General features: G+C 69.9%; 15 protein-coding genes. 8 read left to right on the top strand and 7 right to left on the bottom strand.

The annotated features are described in order from the left end of the window. Positions 1–22: 22 nt before the first annotated feature. The 4 genes from KHU32_RS01500 to purB form a co-directional block, all read right to left on the bottom strand. The gene (locus tag KHU32_RS01500) at positions 23–298 is read right to left on the bottom strand and encodes a hypothetical protein (protein WP_213668280.1); all 276 of its coding nucleotides are present in this window, start codon (positions 296–298) and stop codon (positions 23–25) included. 69 nt (positions 299–367) lie between these two features. Then, on the bottom strand, positions 368–817 hold the full coding sequence (locus KHU32_RS01495; RefSeq protein ID WP_213669723.1) for a hypothetical protein: 450 nt from the start codon (positions 815–817) through the stop codon (positions 368–370). A gap of 191 nt (positions 818–1008) precedes the next feature. After that, the gene (locus KHU32_RS01490) at positions 1009–1500 is read right to left on the bottom strand and encodes a YaiI/YqxD family protein (protein WP_213668279.1); all 492 of its coding nucleotides are present in this window, start codon (positions 1498–1500) and stop codon (positions 1009–1011) included. 46 nt (positions 1501–1546) lie between these two features. Beyond that, on the bottom strand, positions 1547–2878 hold the full coding sequence (purB, locus tag KHU32_RS01485) for an adenylosuccinate lyase (protein ID WP_213668278.1): 1332 nt from the start codon (positions 2876–2878) through the stop codon (positions 1547–1549). 150 nt (positions 2879–3028) lie between these two features. On the opposite strand from purB, the gene KHU32_RS01480 reads away from it, so the two are divergent. The 3 genes from KHU32_RS01480 (at position 3029) to KHU32_RS01470 (ending at position 5190) form a co-directional block, all read left to right on the top strand. After that, the gene (locus KHU32_RS01480) at positions 3029–3856 is read left to right on the top strand and encodes a TerC family protein (RefSeq protein ID WP_408887820.1); all 828 of its coding nucleotides are present in this window, start codon (positions 3029–3031) and stop codon (positions 3854–3856) included. Between the two features lie 84 nt (positions 3857–3940). Further along, a complete protein-coding gene (locus tag KHU32_RS01475) occupies positions 3941–4603 on the top strand; it encodes a YjbE family putative metal transport protein (protein WP_213668277.1) in 663 nt (220 codons plus the stop codon). Continuing rightward, entirely contained in the window at positions 4603–5190 is a 588-nt protein-coding gene (locus KHU32_RS01470) for a hypothetical protein (RefSeq protein WP_213668276.1), read from the top strand. The genes KHU32_RS01475 and KHU32_RS01470 overlap by 1 nt, the downstream gene beginning before the upstream one ends. Here the strand turns inward: KHU32_RS01470 and KHU32_RS01465 are convergent. Further along, positions 5174–6112 carry a hypothetical protein gene (locus KHU32_RS01465; protein ID WP_249680476.1) on the bottom strand — a complete coding sequence of 313 codons (939 nt, stop codon included), beginning with the start codon at positions 6110–6112 and terminating at the stop codon, positions 5174–5176. The two genes, KHU32_RS01470 and KHU32_RS01465, sit on opposite strands and share 17 nt — an antisense overlap. Before the next feature lie 86 nt (positions 6113–6198). Here KHU32_RS01465 and KHU32_RS01460 point away from each other — a divergent pair, with 86 nt between their 5' ends. The 3 genes from KHU32_RS01460 (at position 6199) to KHU32_RS01450 (ending at position 10478) form a co-directional block, all read left to right on the top strand. Further along, the gene (locus KHU32_RS01460) at positions 6199–8409 is read left to right on the top strand and encodes an ATP-dependent helicase (protein WP_213668274.1); all 2211 of its coding nucleotides are present in this window, start codon (positions 6199–6201) and stop codon (positions 8407–8409) included. Further along, entirely contained in the window at positions 8406–9293 is an 888-nt protein-coding gene (locus KHU32_RS01455; RefSeq protein ID WP_213668273.1) for a 50S ribosomal protein L11 methyltransferase, read from the top strand. The genes KHU32_RS01460 and KHU32_RS01455 overlap by 4 nt, the downstream gene beginning before the upstream one ends. Before the next feature lie 105 nt (positions 9294–9398). Further along, the gene (locus KHU32_RS01450) at positions 9399–10478 is read left to right on the top strand and encodes a DmpA family aminopeptidase (protein WP_213668272.1); all 1080 of its coding nucleotides are present in this window, start codon (positions 9399–9401) and stop codon (positions 10476–10478) included. A 42-nt stretch (positions 10479–10520) separates the two neighbouring features. On the opposite strand, the gene KHU32_RS01445 is transcribed toward KHU32_RS01450, so the two are convergent. After that, a complete protein-coding gene (locus KHU32_RS01445; RefSeq protein ID WP_213668271.1) occupies positions 10521–11630 on the bottom strand; it encodes a hypothetical protein in 1110 nt (369 codons plus the stop codon). A gap of 209 nt (positions 11631–11839) precedes the next feature. On the opposite strand from KHU32_RS01445, the gene KHU32_RS01440 reads away from it, so the two are divergent. Together KHU32_RS01440 and KHU32_RS01435 are read left to right on the top strand one after the other, a co-directional pair. Next, on the top strand, positions 11840–12448 hold the full coding sequence (locus KHU32_RS01440) for an NAD(P)-dependent oxidoreductase (RefSeq protein WP_213668270.1): 609 nt from the start codon (positions 11840–11842) through the stop codon (positions 12446–12448). A gap of 69 nt (positions 12449–12517) precedes the next feature. Next, a complete protein-coding gene (locus KHU32_RS01435) occupies positions 12518–13006 on the top strand; it encodes a PaaI family thioesterase (protein WP_213668269.1) in 489 nt (162 codons plus the stop codon). 79 nt (positions 13007–13085) lie between these two features. Here KHU32_RS01435 and KHU32_RS01430 read toward each other — a convergent pair whose 3' ends face one another. Then, positions 13086–14828: an LCCL domain-containing protein gene (locus tag KHU32_RS01430; RefSeq protein ID WP_249680712.1), complete on the bottom strand. Its 1743-nt coding sequence runs from the start codon at positions 14826–14828 to the stop codon at positions 13086–13088. Positions 14829–14918: the final 90 nt, after the last annotated feature.

Here is a 14918-nt window from a genome sequence, read left to right as displayed (position 1 = left end):
GGGCAGCGGCGCGGGGCGCGTGCTACCAGCGGCGATAGTGCGGCCGGTAGTAGGGGCGATAGCCGTAGTAAGGCCGCGGCCCGTAATAGGCTGGCGGGCCGTAATAGCGGGGCGGCGCCACCACGACCGGCGGCACATAGACCGGCGGCGGCACGTAGACAGGCACCGGCGGCGCGTAATAGCGCGGAGCCGGCACATAGACCGGTGGCGGCTTCTCCATCCACTGGGCCTGCGCCGAGCCCATGCCAGCGCCGAGCGCCGCAAAGCCCGCGATCATCACAGTCCGGAAAATCCGCATGGGACTGCCCTCCTTCATGCCGCCGAATGTAGCGCAGGATTGGTGGCGGAAGCGTGGCAAATTGTCACGTCAGTGACGGCCGTGCCGGCCACCACCGCCGCCGCCCCGCTGGCCGCCGCCGGACTGGCCGCCATACTGGCGCTGGATGTTGGTGAAGATGTCTCCGCCGCCACCCCCGCGTCCGCCGCCGCCACCCCCGCCACTCCAGTTCCCGCCGCGACCGCCACCGCCACCGCCACCGCCTCCGCCGCCGCTCCATCCACCGGACCGGCCGCCGCCCCAGCCATAGGCGCGCGGGGGCGGGGCGTAGCGGGCAGGGGGCGCGTAGTAGCGCGGGGCGGCATAGCCGCGGCCGTAATAGCCCCCGGCATAGGCCGGCCGGCCATAATAGCCGCCACCGCCGACATAGGCGGGGCCGCCGTAGTAGCCGCCGCCGCCATAGACCGGGGTCGAATAATATCCGGGCGTGCAACCGGCGAGCAGGGCCACGAGGCCCACGGCCGTGAGTGCGCGAAACATTCGCATGGCAGCTTCCCTCCGGTTTGCGGTGCCTGCCGATCGGCCCGGGGCGGGCTGGCGGCAGGCCATCACATCATGAACGTTTGGAAACCCTGCCGGTGTCACGTCTTCGGTGAGGATCTCCTGAGCGTCCAGAAAACCCCGGCCGCGTGGCGGAACCGCGCCAGGATTGCGCCCGAAAAATGATTTCGTCAGAAGCCGCCGGGGGGGATGCGCATTCGCGGCGCCGGACCCCGCTGCGCGGCGAGCAGCAAGGTGTCGAGCGTGGAGAGGAAGCGCGAGCGGTCGGCCTGGGTCATCGCCGCGGGGCCGCCGGTGGTCTGCCCCGTGGAGCGCAGATGCTCGGCCACGGCCCGCCCGGCCAGGGCGCCCCCGATATTGTCGTGGGTCCAGGGGCGGCCCTTGGAGTTCAGGGCGGCGGCCCCCTTTTCCAGGCAGCGCGCCGCGAGCGGGATGTCCTGCGTGATGCAGACGTCGCGGGCGGTGATGCGATCGGCGATCCAGTCGTCGGCCACATCGGCGCCCTCGGTCACGATCACCTGGTGCAGGAGCGGATGCTCAGGCACCCGCAGGCCCCGTGCGCCATTGGACACGATATGGACATGGACGCCGATCCGCAGCGCGACCTTATAGGCCTCGTCGCGGACCGGGCAGGCGTCGGCATCGATATAGAGCTCGGTCACGCGGGCGGGGCCGCGTGACCATGGCCCGGACGGGCGGGGAGCGGGCTCAGCCGAAGACCCGCGCGAAAATGGTCTCCACGTGGCGGAAGTCCCGCTGCGGATCCATCGCGGCGTCGAGCTCGGCGCCGCTCATCACGGCCGAGACCTCGGGCTGCACCAGCAGGTTCTCGCGGAAGCGCTGGGCGTCCGGCTTGCCGAGCTTCAGCCAGGTGGCCATCGCCGCCTGCTGGACCGCCGAATAGGCGCCCTCGCGCGACATGCCCGCCTGCGTCAGCGCCAGCAGCACCTTCTGGCTGTGCACGACGCCGCCGAGGCCCTCCAGGTTCTCGTCCATCCGCTCCGGATAGACGGTCAGCTTCTCCATCATGCCGGCCAGGCGCATGAGCGCGAAGTCGAGCGCGATGGTGGCGTCCGGGCCGATGACCCGCTCCACGCTGGAATGGCTGATGTCGCGCTCGTGCCAGAGGGTGATGTTCTCCAGCGCCGGCATGGCATAGCCGCGCACCAGGCGGGCGAGGCCGGTCAGGTTCTCGGAGAGCACCGGATTCCGCTTGTGCGGCATCGCGGAGCTGCCCTTCTGGCCCTTGTGGAAGAACTCCTCCGCCTCGCGCACCTCGCTGCGCTGCAGGTGGCGGACCTCGGTGGACAGCCGCTCCACCGCGCCGGCGACCACGGCCAGGGTGGCGAAAAAGGCGGCGTGGCGGTCGCGCGGGATGACCTGCGTGGAGACCGGCTCCACCGCGAGGCCGAGCTTGGCCGCGACATGCTCCTCCACCCGCGGATCGACCGAGGCGAAGGTGCCGATGGGGCCCGAAAGGGCGCAGGTGGCGACTTCGGCCCGGGCCGCGATCAAACGCTGCCTGTTGCGGGAAAACTCGGCATAGTGGTTGGCGAGCTTGAGGCCGAAGGTGGTGGGTTCCGCATGAATCCCGTGGCTGCGACCGATCGTGGGCGTGAACTTGTGCTCAAGAGCACGCGTTTTCAACGCGCTCATGACGGATTCGACATCCGCGATCAGCAAATCCGCCGCCCGTGTCATCTGGACGGCGAGGCAGGTGTCCAAAACGTCACTGCTCGTCAATCCTTGGTGCATGTAGCGGGCGTCTTCGCCGATGCCCTCGCCGAGCCAGGTGAGGAAGGCGATGACGTCATGCCGCGTCACGCTCTCGATCTCGTCGATCCGGGCGACGTCGGCGGCGCCCATGGCGGCGACCTTGGGGCCGCCTCCGGCACGGATCGCGGCGGCGGCGCCGGCCGGGATTGTGCCGAGTTCCGCCATTTTCTCGGCGGCGAGGGCCTCGATCTCAAACCAGATGCGGTAGCGCGCCTCGGGCGACCAGATCTCGGCCATGGCGGGGCGGGTGTAGCGGGGGACCATCGCAGCCTCTCTAGGAACTTGGGGCGTCATGTCGCGCGTCATGACAGCCGCTGCAAGCGGGCTTGGCGCGGCACCCCGTTTCTGTCAAACGTGCAATGATTGGGGGTAGAAGCCCCCTCCAAAACGACTTCAACGCGAAGGAAACCGCTGATGCCGGAATGGGTAGTTCCACTCCTACAGGTACTGATGATCGACATCGTCCTGGCGGGCGACAATGCGATCGTCGTCGGCATGGCGGCAGCGGGTCTACCCGCGGAACAGCGACGCAAGGCCATCTTCTGGGGCATCGTCGCCGCGACCATTATGCGCATCGGCTTCGCCAGCATCACGGTCCAGCTGCTCTCGATCGTGGGCATCACCCTGGCCGGCGGCGTGCTGCTGCTCTGGGTCTGCTGGAAGATGTACCGGGAGCTGCGTGACGGCGGCCAGCACGATCACGGGAACGAGGAAGAGGGGAGCCTGAACGCCGATGGAACCCCGCGCAAGACGATGCGCCAGGCCATCACGCAGATCCTCGTGGCCGACATCTCGATGAGCCTGGACAACGTTCTCGCCGTCGCGGGCGCCGCCAAGGACCATCCCTATGTGCTCATCGTCGGCCTGGCCATCTCGGTCGTGCTGATGGGCGTGGCGGCGACGCTGATCGCCAACCTGCTGAACAAGCACCGTTGGATCGCCTGGGTCGGCCTGCTCATCATCCTCTACGTCGCCGGCGACATGATCTGGTCCGGTACGCATGAGGTCGCCGAGCGCGTGCCCGGCTCCTATGCCTTCCTGCTGCTGCCGCTGGGCTACCTGGCGATGCCGGGCGTCTTCCCGGCCTGGCTCTGGGCGGGGGCGACGATGCTGCAGGTCGCGGTCCTGGCCATCGTGGTAACGCTGGTGGCGGATGCGGTCCTCAGGGCCGTCCGCCGCACTGCTCCTCCGCCGGCCGTGGCCGTGGTGCCGGTAGCTGCACCGCAGGAACCGGGCCATTAGGTGTCCGAAACATTACTGAGGTGAAAAGACAGGGCGGGCCGGGACGACTAGCGTCCCGGCTCCACCCCTGGAGACCACCTAGTCATGGACCTCGCCTCTTTCACTGCGAGTTGGAACTGGTTGACGCTGTCGGAAATTCTCGGCGTCAACCTCATCCTTTCGGGCGACAACGCCGTTCTGATCGCCCTTGCGGCGGCCGGGCTTCCTGCCGCGCAGCGCGGCAAGGCCATCCTCTTCGGCATGGTTCTCGCCGTCTTCCTCCGCATCATCCTCAGCCTCGGCGCGGTCTACCTGCTGGCCATTCCCGGCATCATGCTGGCCGGCGGCCTCGTGCTGCTCTGGATCGCCTACACCTTCTTCAAGGAGCTCCGCGCCAAGGATAAGGACGCGGAAGACGGCCATGTCGACAATGCGCCGAAGACCATGGCGGTCGCCCTGCGGCAGATCGTGATCGCCGACGTGTCCATGAGCCTGGACAACGTGCTGGCCGTCGCCGGCGCGGCGAAGGGCAACATGGAGATGCTGATCATCGGCCTCGCCATCTCGATCCTGCTGATGGGCGTCGCGGCCACGCTGATCGCCAAGCTGCTCGAGAAGTTTCCGGTCATCGCCTATATCGGCGTGGCGCTCATCGTCTATATTGGCGTGGAGATGATTTACCACGACATTCAGCACTTCACCGCCCACGCCGCCGAGGCGCCGATCGGCCTGATGGCCCCCGTCGCTTCCCCGGTGCCCCTCACCTGATGCGGGGGCTCGCGCTGCTCGCAGCCCTCGGTCTCGGGGCCTGCGCGATGGATGGAGCGACCCCGGAAGGGGGCGCCTCCGCCCCCGCGCCGGTCCCCGTCGTTTCCGCGCCCGAGGCGCTGGCTCAGCGCTTGCCCTCCCAGGCGGCTGGCTTCCAGAGGGGGGCCACCGTGCCGACCTCCCAGCCTCTGCCAGGTGTGGAGGTGGCCTATGCGACGCCGAGCCGCACCGCGGCCGGCTTCGTGCAGGTTCTTCGCGCACCTTCCCAGGTGACGGACGGAATCGGCTCTCCCGCCGTGGAGGCCGAGTACCAGCGTTCCATCGCCGATGCCGCGCGGGGCGCGGGGCCGCACCGGCGGCTCCAGGTCGTCCGCGAGGCCAACCGGCCGGAGGGCGGCGCGCTCTTCCGCTGCGCGGACCTCGAGGGCACCTATGGCCGCCAGCCGGTCCAGAGCACGATCTGCGTGGGCGCGGCGGGCGGGCAGCTTCTGCGCCTGCGCGTCTCCATGCCGCGCCGCGACCCGGCGCCCGCCGATGCCCGCGGCTTCCTGAACGAGATCGTGGCGGCGCTCAGGACCGCCCCCTGATCCTCTCGTAGATCGGCTTCAGCAGGAACGGGCTGAGGAAGAGCGGGAACTGGAACAGCACGAAGGTCAGGATGATGTGCGGGTCCGCCGTGGCGGGGATCACCGCCAGGTAGAGCGCCATGTTGCGGTTGCCCGCCATCAGCCCGGCCGAGAGCGTCACCCGGCGGCCGAAGCCCGCGAAGGCGGCCGCCGTCATGGCATTCATCGCGAGTGAGCCGGCGAAGGCCGTGAGGATGCCGCCCAGCACCAGCGCCGGCCGGGCGAGGAGCTGGCCCAGCACCCCGTCCATCACCCCGAAGCCGTAGAGCACCACCAGCAGCACCACCGCGCCGTCCACCGCGCGGCCCCAGCGCTCGAGAACCGCGGGGCCCATCAGCCGGCGCAGGCCGATCGAGATGATCAGCGGCAGGCCGACCAGCAGCGCCAGACGCAGCATCAGCCCCGGGATGGAGATGGCGAGGTCGATGCCCAGCAGCCCCAGCGCCAGCGGCGGCGCGGTGAAGGGCAGGATCAGCGTGGAGAGGATGGCGACCACGAAGGCGATCTCGCCGTCCAGCCCGACCAGCCGGGCGAAAGCCGGCGAGGAGGTGGCCGCGCAGCCGGTCGCCACGATCACCAGCCCGGCCGCGAAGGGATGCGTGATGCCGAGCGACCAGAGCACGGCCCAGATGATCAGCGGGCTCACGATCAGCAGCCAGGCGAGCAGCGCCGTCACCAGCGCCGGCCGGCGCAGATAGGCGATCACCTGCCCGAGATCGACCCGCAGCAGCACCAGCACCATCAGCAGGAAGACGATCGGGGTGATGATGTCGCGCGCGGCGGCGGCCAGGGGCGGGACGAAGAGCCCCGCGAAGATGCCCCCGGCAAGGAGCGCGGCGCCGCGCAGGGCCGACCATTCGAGAAAACGACGAATCCGGTCCAAGGGCCGCGTACCCATCCCCATTCATCGCGCGAGGCCTGCGGAGCCCGCGGTTGGTTGGCCTGAGGTGATGTTCTATAGGCTGATGGGTGTCCGTACCATCAGCACCTCCCCCGCCCGGCGACTATCTCGCGCGGCTGAATCCTGAGCAACGTGCCGCCGTCGAAACGCTGGACGGGCCGCTGCTCGTGCTCGCCGGCGCCGGCACGGGCAAGACCCGGGTGCTGACGACGCGCTTCGCCCATCTGCTCGTCACCGGCCGGGCGGCGCCGCATCAGGTCCTCTCCGTCACCTTCACCAACAAGGCCGCGCGCGAGATGCGCGAGCGGGTGGGCGCCATCCTGAACCGCCCCGCTGAGGGGCTGTGGCTCGGCACCTTCCACGCGCTGGCGGCCCGCATGCTGCGCCGGCACGCCGAGCTGGTGGGGCTGACCTCCTCCTTCACCATCCTGGACACGGATGACCAGACGCGGCTGCTGAAGCAGGTGATGGAGGCCGAGGGCATCGACCTCAAGCGCTGGCCGCCCAATGGGATGATGGCCATCATCCAGCGCTGGAAGGATCGCGGCCTGACGCCGGACCGCATCCCCGTCGCGGAAACCACGGACTACGCCAACAACAAGGGCGAGAAGCTCTACGCCGCCTACCAGGCCCGGCTGGTCGCGCTCAACGCCTGCGACTTCGGCGACCTGCTGCTGCATGTGACCGAGATCCTGCGCACCAATGCCGAGGTGCTGGAGCGCTACCACAACCTCTTCCGCTACATCCTGGTGGACGAGTACCAGGACACCAACCTGGTGCAGTACCTCTGGCTGCGGCTGCTGGCGCAGGGGCACAAGAACATCTGCTGCGTCGGCGACGACGACCAGTCGATCTATTCCTGGCGCGGCGCCGAGATCGAGAACATCCTCCGCTTCGAGCGCGACTTTCCCGGGGCGGCCATCGTCCGCCTGGAGAGCAACTACCGCTCCACCCAGCCCATCCTCAACGCGGCCTCCGGCCTCATCGCCCGCAACGAGGGCCGGCTCGGCAAGACCCTGCGCTCCGGCCGCCAGGATGCCTCGGGCGAGCGCGTGCGCGTCGTCTCCCTCTGGGACAGCGAGGAGGAGGCCCGCATGGTCGGCTCCCGCATCGAGGAGGCGCGGCGCGGCGGCCAGAACCTCGGCGAGGTCGCCATCCTGGTCCGCGCCGGCTTCCAGACCCGCGCCTTCGAGGAGCGGCTGATCACGCTCGCCATCCCCTATCGCGTCTATGGCGGCGCCAAGTTCTACGAACGGCTCGAGATCCGCGACGCCATCGCCTATTTCCGCGCCCTCTCGCAGCCCAATGACGACCTGGCCTTCGAGCGCATCGTGAACACGCCCAAGCGCGGCCTGGGCGATACCGCGATGGCCGCGCTGCACCGCCTGGCGCGCGAGGAGCAGCTGCCGCTGCGCTTCGCCGCCGCCCGGCTGATCGAGACCGACGCCATCCGCCCCCGCCCGCGCGCCGCCCTGCGCGAGCTGCTGGAGGGCCTGGCCCGCTGGAGCGCCGGCCTCGAGAAGGAAGGCCATGTCGTCACCGCCGCCCAGGTGCTGGAGGAGAGCGGCTATATCGACATGTGGAAGGCCGACCGCAGCCTGGAGGCCCCCGGCCGGCTCGACAACCTGAAGGAGCTGCTCCGCGCCATGGCGGAGTTCCCCACGCTCGGCGCCTTCCTGGAGCACATCGCCCTCGTCATGGACACCGACGACGCGGCGGAGGGCGAGAAGGTCAGCCTCATGACGCTGCACGCGGCCAAGGGGCTGGAATTCGACATGGTCTTCCTCCCCGGCTGGGAGGAGGGGCTGTTCCCCAGCCAGCGCAGCCTCGACGAGGGCGGGGCAAAAAGCCTCGAGGAGGAGCGCCGCCTCGCCTATGTCGGCATCACGCGCGCCAAGCGGCTCTGCACCATCAGCCATGCCGCCAACCGGCGCATCTACGGCAACTGGACCAGCAGCATCCCCTCGCGCTTCCTGGACGAGCTGCCGGAATCCGAGATCCTGCGCGAGGGCGGGGTGCAGCAGGCGCCGCGCATTCCCTCCTCGGTCTTCGGGGCGGGCGCGCTCACCAGCACGCGGCGCCCGCGGGTGATCGAGGCCGGCGCCTGGGAGGTGGACCAGCGCCCCGAGCACGAGAAGGGATTCTCGCGCGGCATGCGCGTCTTCCACCAGAAATTCGGCTATGGCCGCATCACCGGCGTCGACGACGACAAGCTGGACATCGAATTTGAAAAGGCCGGGGCAAAGCGCCTCTTCGCCCGCTTTGTGGAGCCCGCATGAAGAAGCAGCCCGCCCAGCTCGAGACCCTGGTGCTCGATCAGCTGCCGGAGGAGGCCGTGCCCTCCTACGAATCCGCCCTGCTGGCGGTCAGCGCCACCGTGGCCCTGTTCCGCGACGAGGCGACGGACACCTGGCGCATCGAGGCCGTGCGCGAGGCGCTGGCCGACCAGGACGCGCTGACCACGGCCCTGGCGCTCGCCGCCGGCCTCTCCGGCTACGAGGCGGTGCTGGAGCGCGCGCCGGTGGAGGCGGAGGGCTGGCTGGCCCGCACCGTGGAGGCCTTTCCGGAGCAGGAGATCGGCCGGCGCTTCCTCATCCGGCCGACGCATGTGGAGCCGCGCCTGACCTATGGGCGCATCCCGCTGACCCTGGATGCGGGCCTGGCCTTCGGCTCGGGCGAGCATTCCTCGACCCAGGGGTGCCTGATGGCGCTGGAGGGGCTGCACCGCCGGCCGCGCTACGTGCTGGACGTGGGCTCGGGCAGCGGCATCCTGGCCATGGGCGCGGCCAAGATGTTTCGGGGCGCCCGTGCGCTCGCGACGGATATCGAGCCCTGGTCGGTGCGCGTGGCGGAAGAGAACGTCACGATGAACGGGCTGAAGCGGCGGATGCGGGTGATCCTGGCGGATGGGTACCGGCATGCGGCGATCCGCACGGGCCAGCCCTTCGACCTGATCTTCGCGAATATTCTGGCAAGGCCGCTCTGCGCGATGGCGGCGGATCTGGGCGCGCATCTGGCGCCGGGGGGGCGGGCGATTCTGGCGGGGCTGCTGGGGACGCAGGCGCGGATGGTGCTGATCGCGCATCGGCGCGCGGGCCTGGTGCTGGAGAGGCGGATCGATCTGGCGCCGTGGTGCACGCTGGTGTTGAGGAAGGATTCCTGATCGGAATTCGTTTCTTCGATTGGTTCGTTGCTAAAAATAAAGCCGTAAAGTCAAGTTGATCAAATATCGCAACCTCTTCTGCTGAGTATTTTGATGGCATCGGCAATGCAACGCGCCCGCACCCTCCACATCGCCCCCGGCATCCTCCCACCCGGCCCGCTCAACGCCATCACCGACGTCGCCGGCGTCACGGTCGGCCATGTCACGCTCATCGAGGGTGACGCCGTCCGCACCGGCGTCACCGCCATCCGCCCGCACCCCGGAAACACTTTCCAGGACAAGACCCCGGCCGGCTTCGTCTCCGGCAACGGCTACGGAAAATTCGCCGGCTCCACTCAGCTGCTCGAGCTCGGCGAGATCGAGACGCCCGTGATCCTGACCAACACCCTCTCCGTCGCTGAGGGCATGGCGGGCCTTGTGGAATGGACCCTGGCCCAGCCGGGCAACGAGCGCGTCCTCTCCGTCAACGCCGTGGTGGGCGAGACCAATGACGGCGTCCTCAACGACATCCGCGGCCGCCACGTCACGAAGCAGCATGTGCTCGACGCGCTGGCCGCCTGCGCCCCCGGCCGCGTCGCCGAGGGCTGCGTCGGCGCCGGCACGGGCACCCAGGCCTTCGGCTGGAAGGGCGGCATCGGCACCAGCTCGCGCGTACTGCCGCGCGGCCTCGGCGGCTACACGCTCGGCGTGCTGGTGCAGACCAATTACGGCGGCGTGCTGACCGTGAACGGCGCGCCGGTCGGCCAGGCGCTCGGGCAGTACTACCTGAAGGACCGCCTGGACGACCGCGGCGGCGACGGCTCGATGATGATCGTGCTGGCGACCGACGCGCCCCTGTCGGACCGCAACCTCACCCGCCTGGCGCGCCGCACCTTCCTCGGCATCGGGCGCACCGGCTCCTCGATGTCGAACGGCTCGGGCGACTATGCCGTGGCCTTCTCGACGGCCGAGGCGGTGCGCCGCACGCCGGCCCAGCGCCGGGGCGTGGCAGCGGTGCTGGACCTGCCGAACGAGCAGATGTCGCCGCTGTTCCAGGCGGCGTCCGAGGCGACGGAGGAGGCGGTGTACAACGCCATGCTCCAGGCCGTGACCATGACCGGCCATGGCGGCCGCAGGCTGGAGGCGATCCCGGCCGAGGAGGTGGCGCGGCTGATCCGCCACCACCGGCTCGAAGCGCCGCGCTGAGGCGGGTGCGCCCGGCGCCGTGGGGCGCCGGGGCGGCAGGCGTCAGTAGGGCAGCTTGCCGCTGAGCGCCTTGTAGATCTTCTCGCAGGCGACGGGGTCGAGCTTGCGGAAAGCCCTCCGCAGGAAGATGGGGCTGTCCGGCATCCCCTTGTCGTCGATGTGCATGAAGCCGCAGACCTGCCACCAGGGGATGGGGCCGTAATGCGCGATCTCGGATTCCGCCGTTCCCCACTCGACCTCGTTCCTCGAGGCATGCGGCACGACGTAGCCGCCGAAGACCCGGGTCACGTAGAGCCAACCCGGCGTGAACTGAAAGTTGGCGAATTTGACTGAGACATCCAGGCAGCGCGCCGTCGAGATCCAGGCCTTGAGCAGCTCGTTGTCGACCATGCGGCCGAGATGCGCCGATTCCTTTCTCACGATCGACAGCCAGACGATGTACTCGTTCAGGATCTCCTTGGCGTCGGGCGTCACCAGCCCCTTATCCACCACGGCCAGGAAGAGGTGCTGGTCCAGGGGGCGATTGAACCGCCGCTGCATGTAGTTGTTGAAGCCCTGGTAGATGTTCTTCTCGAGATAGGCGCGATCCTTGCGGCTCGCCGGCGGGTGGAAGCCGTCGGCGCGCTGGATCTCCACCGGGCTGCGCTTGTCGCCCCGGTAGGTCACGGCATTCGTGCGGACGAGGTCCATGGAGAGGGCCCAGTCCGAGGCGATGGCGGCGTCATTCCCCTGCTTCACGACGACGGGCTGCGTCGGGCGGACCTGCGGGTTGTAGCCCCCCGGCCGCACGAGCTGATTGGCCGGGCCCTGCGCCATGCCCCGCGCGCCGATGACGATGGAGTTCGGATTTCCCGTGCCGGCATGGGTGCGCACCGCGCCGTCCCGGGGCTCGACCTGCTTCCAGTCGATCGAGACCATCTTGCGGATGATCTCGGGCAGCTCCTTCGGAACCGGCGGCCCACGGTCCGGGACGATGATGGGCCACTCGTGGGACCTGTCCCGGTTGGCGTCGCCGTTGCGGTTCTTCCAGTTGTAGTTCGAGTAGGGGAGGAAGCCCTCGAAGTCGCCCTCCATGTTCGCCGGCTCCCACTCCGGGTGGTTGGCGACCTGCTTGGGCCAGCCTGCCCGGGTGACGTGCCTGTAGGTCAGCAAGATCTTTCTCCTTCTGGATGGATGTCCGCCGGCGTCTCGCCGCGGCCTATGGGGGGAAGCGATGGGAAATCGGCGGGCGGGCCGGCCTCGAGGGCGGTCGGCGCCATTCCCGTCTCGTCGGAGGCAACCGCGGAGGGTTGCGGGGACTTCATGTCCCGGGACCGCGCCGCGCGGGGCGCGCGATCCGCCATGGAGAGAGGGTTGCCGCCATGCATGTCGCACTCATCGGCGCCACCGGTCAGGCCGGTTCGCGCATCCTGGCGGAGCTTGCCCGGCGCGGGCACCGCGTCACGGCCATCGCCCGGGACATCGCGAAGCTGCCCGCCTTGCACGGCGTCACCACCCAGGCAGGCGATGTCTTCGACGAGCCCGGCCTGGCGCGGCTGCTGGCCGGGCACGACGCGGCCATCAGCGCCGTCCGCTTCACGGGCAGCGATTCGCGGCTGCTGATCCAGGCGGTGCGGGCCTCGGGCGTGCGGCGCTATATCGTGGTGGGCGGCGCCGGCAGCCTGGAGGTGGCGCCCGGCACGATGCTGGTCGACACGCCCGATTTTCCGCCGGCCTATCGGCCCGAGGCCGCGGCCGGCACCGCCTTCCTCGACCTGCTGCGCGACGAACGGATGCTGGACTGGACCTTCCTCTCGCCCTCCGCGCTCTTCGTCGCCGGCGAGCGCACGGGCAAGTTCCGCCTCGGCGCGGACCGGCTGCTGGTGAGCCCCGAGGGCAGCCGCATTTCCTTCGAGGACTTCGCCGTGGCGCTGGTCGACGAGCTCGAGACGCCGATGCACATCCGCGAGCGCTTCACCGTCGGCTATTGAACCGCCGGGCCCGTTGGCCGCGAGCGGGCCGCGCCCTAAGCAAAGGACGGAACAAGGAAGGTCCGACCGATGCCGACACGCAGCCACACCGTCACCTGGGATGTCGAGGAGGGGCCGTCGCCCCATGCCGGGCTGCCGGGCCTTGAATCCATGCGCGCGGGGATCGCGGACGGCGTGCGGCGCAGCCCGATCTTCTCGCTGATGGGCATCCGCCTGGCGCGGGCCGAGCCCGGCCTCGCCGTGATGGAGGGCGAGATCGGCGAGCAGCACTACAACAGCATCGGCATCGCCCATGGCGGCTACGCGGCGACCATCCTGGACGCGGCGCTGTGGAACTCCGTGCGGACGACGATCGAGCCCGGCTACGGCCACACAACGCTGGAGCTCAAGGTGAACTACGCCAAGGCCCTGACGGTGAAGAGCGGCCGGGTGAGCTGCGAGGGCAAGGTGGTCCATCGCGGCGGCCGCATCGCCATCGCCGAGGCGCGGCTGACCGGGGATGAGGGCCGGACGCTCTACGCCTATGCCTCCTCCACGCTGATGATCGTGAAGGCCTAGCCGCGCGGGCCCTCGCCGCCAGAGCGTGGCCGGGGAGGGGGCGTTCAGCCCTGCCGCTTTCGCCCCCCCGGATCGCATCCTAGTCGATCCGGACGGCTTCGACGCGGCGGTTCAGTGAACGCCCGGCCTCGCTGGTATTCTCCGCGATCGGCTCGGCCTGGCCGCGGCCATCGGCGCTCAGCCGCGCGGCCGGAACGCCGTTCTGCACGAGCCAGGCCTGCACCGACCGCGCCCGACGCTGCGACAGCGGCACGTTGATGTTCGGGCCGCCCTGGTTGTCCGTGTGGCCGACCAGCCGCAGCTGCAGCGCCGGGTCGGCCTGCATCGCGTCGCGCACCTGGCTCAGCACCGGCGCCGCCGAGATGTCGAGGTCGGCCGAGTTGGTGCGGAAGGTGATGTAGAGCGCGACATGCCCCTGCTGCCGCAGCGCGGCGGCCACGGGCGCCTGCACCGGCGCGCCGGCCGTCACGTTCTGGGCGCCGCGGAAGCGGAAGCCGGCCGGATATTCCTGCCAGTTGGCGCTCGTGACGCCGTTGCGCGTCGTGCCGGGATAGCGAGCCTCGCCGGGCAGCATCTCGAGCTCGACGAGGCCTCCCGTCATCGGCACCACGCCCGCATGCCGCGCCGCACGGCAGGTGCCGCTATCGGCCGTGTAGCTGTTGCTGCCCCAGACGGAGCTGCTGCGCATCACGGCCTCGCCCGTGCACAGGCACTGCAGCACCTCGGTCGAGCCGGCATAGGCGGACATGTTGTCGGGGCAGAGCTGCGGGCCGCTCGCCTCCAGCCCGTCGAAGCGGAAGCTCGCCTCGTAGGCGGGGTAGTTGGTGCTCGCGATGCCGTTGCGCGTGGTGCCGACGTAGCGCGGCAGGCCGGTCAGCATGCGGATGGAGACCGGGCCGCCCTGGCGGCGCACCGCGCCGGCGTGGAGCGCGGCCCGGCACGTCCCGCTGTCGGCGGTATAGGCATCCGTTCCCCAGACCGAGCCGCGCTGCGTGGCCTCGGCCGGGCAGGCGCAGCGGATGACCTCGTCCGAGCCCGCATAGGCCCGCATGTTGTCGGGGCAGGCCTCGCTGCCGGCGGCGGCCGGCGCCTGGCTGCCCGCCACGCGCTCGCCCTCGAAGCGGAAGGTGGCCTCGTAGGCGGGGTAGTTGGAGGAGGAGATGCCGTTGCGCGTGGTGCCGATGTAGCGCGGCAGGCCGCTGCTCATGCGCGCCACCACCGGGCCGCCCTGGCGGCCGACCATGCCGGCGTGGAGCGCCGCCCGGCAGGTCGAGCTGTCGGCGGTATAGGCGTCCGTTCCCCAGACCGAACCGCGCTGCGTGGCCTCGGCCGGGCAGGCGCAGCGGACGACCTCGTCCGAGCCCGCATAGGCCCGCAGATTGTCAGGGCAGACCTCGTTGCCGGAAGAAGCCGGGCTGGCGGCAGTGGCCTGTCCTCCTGCGGCTTGTCCCGGCGCCGCGCCGTCGCCGTCGAAGCGGAAGGTGGCCTCGTAGGCGCCATAGTTGGAGGAGGATATGCCGTTGCGCGTGGTGCCGATGTAGCGCGGCAGGCCGCCGCTCATGCGCACCGTCACCGGCCCGCCCTGGCGGCGCACCGCGCCGGCATGCAGGGCCGCCCGGCAGGTCGCGCTGTCGGCGGTATAGTTGTTCGAGCCCCAGACCGAGCCGCGCTGCGTCGCTTCGGCCGAGCAGGCGCACTGCACCACCTCGTCCGAGCCGCTATAGGCGCTCATATTGTCGGGGCAGATGTCGAGGGCGGGTGCCGCCGGTGCTTGTGCCGAAGCGGCGCCTGACCAGGCGAGCAGGAGCAGGGACAACAGCATTCGGCGCACGGCGGATCTCCCCTTTTCTTGAGCCTCAACATGGATGACGCGAATGATCCGCGACAAGCTTCTGAGGGCTGGGGGATTGTC

It is taken from the genome of Roseococcus pinisoli, assembly GCF_018413645.1.
GTDB lineage: Bacteria > Pseudomonadota > Alphaproteobacteria > Acetobacterales > Acetobacteraceae > Roseococcus > Roseococcus pinisoli.
Note: the sequence above shows the minus strand (reverse complement) of the source record. Positions and strands in the feature narration are given on the sequence as shown.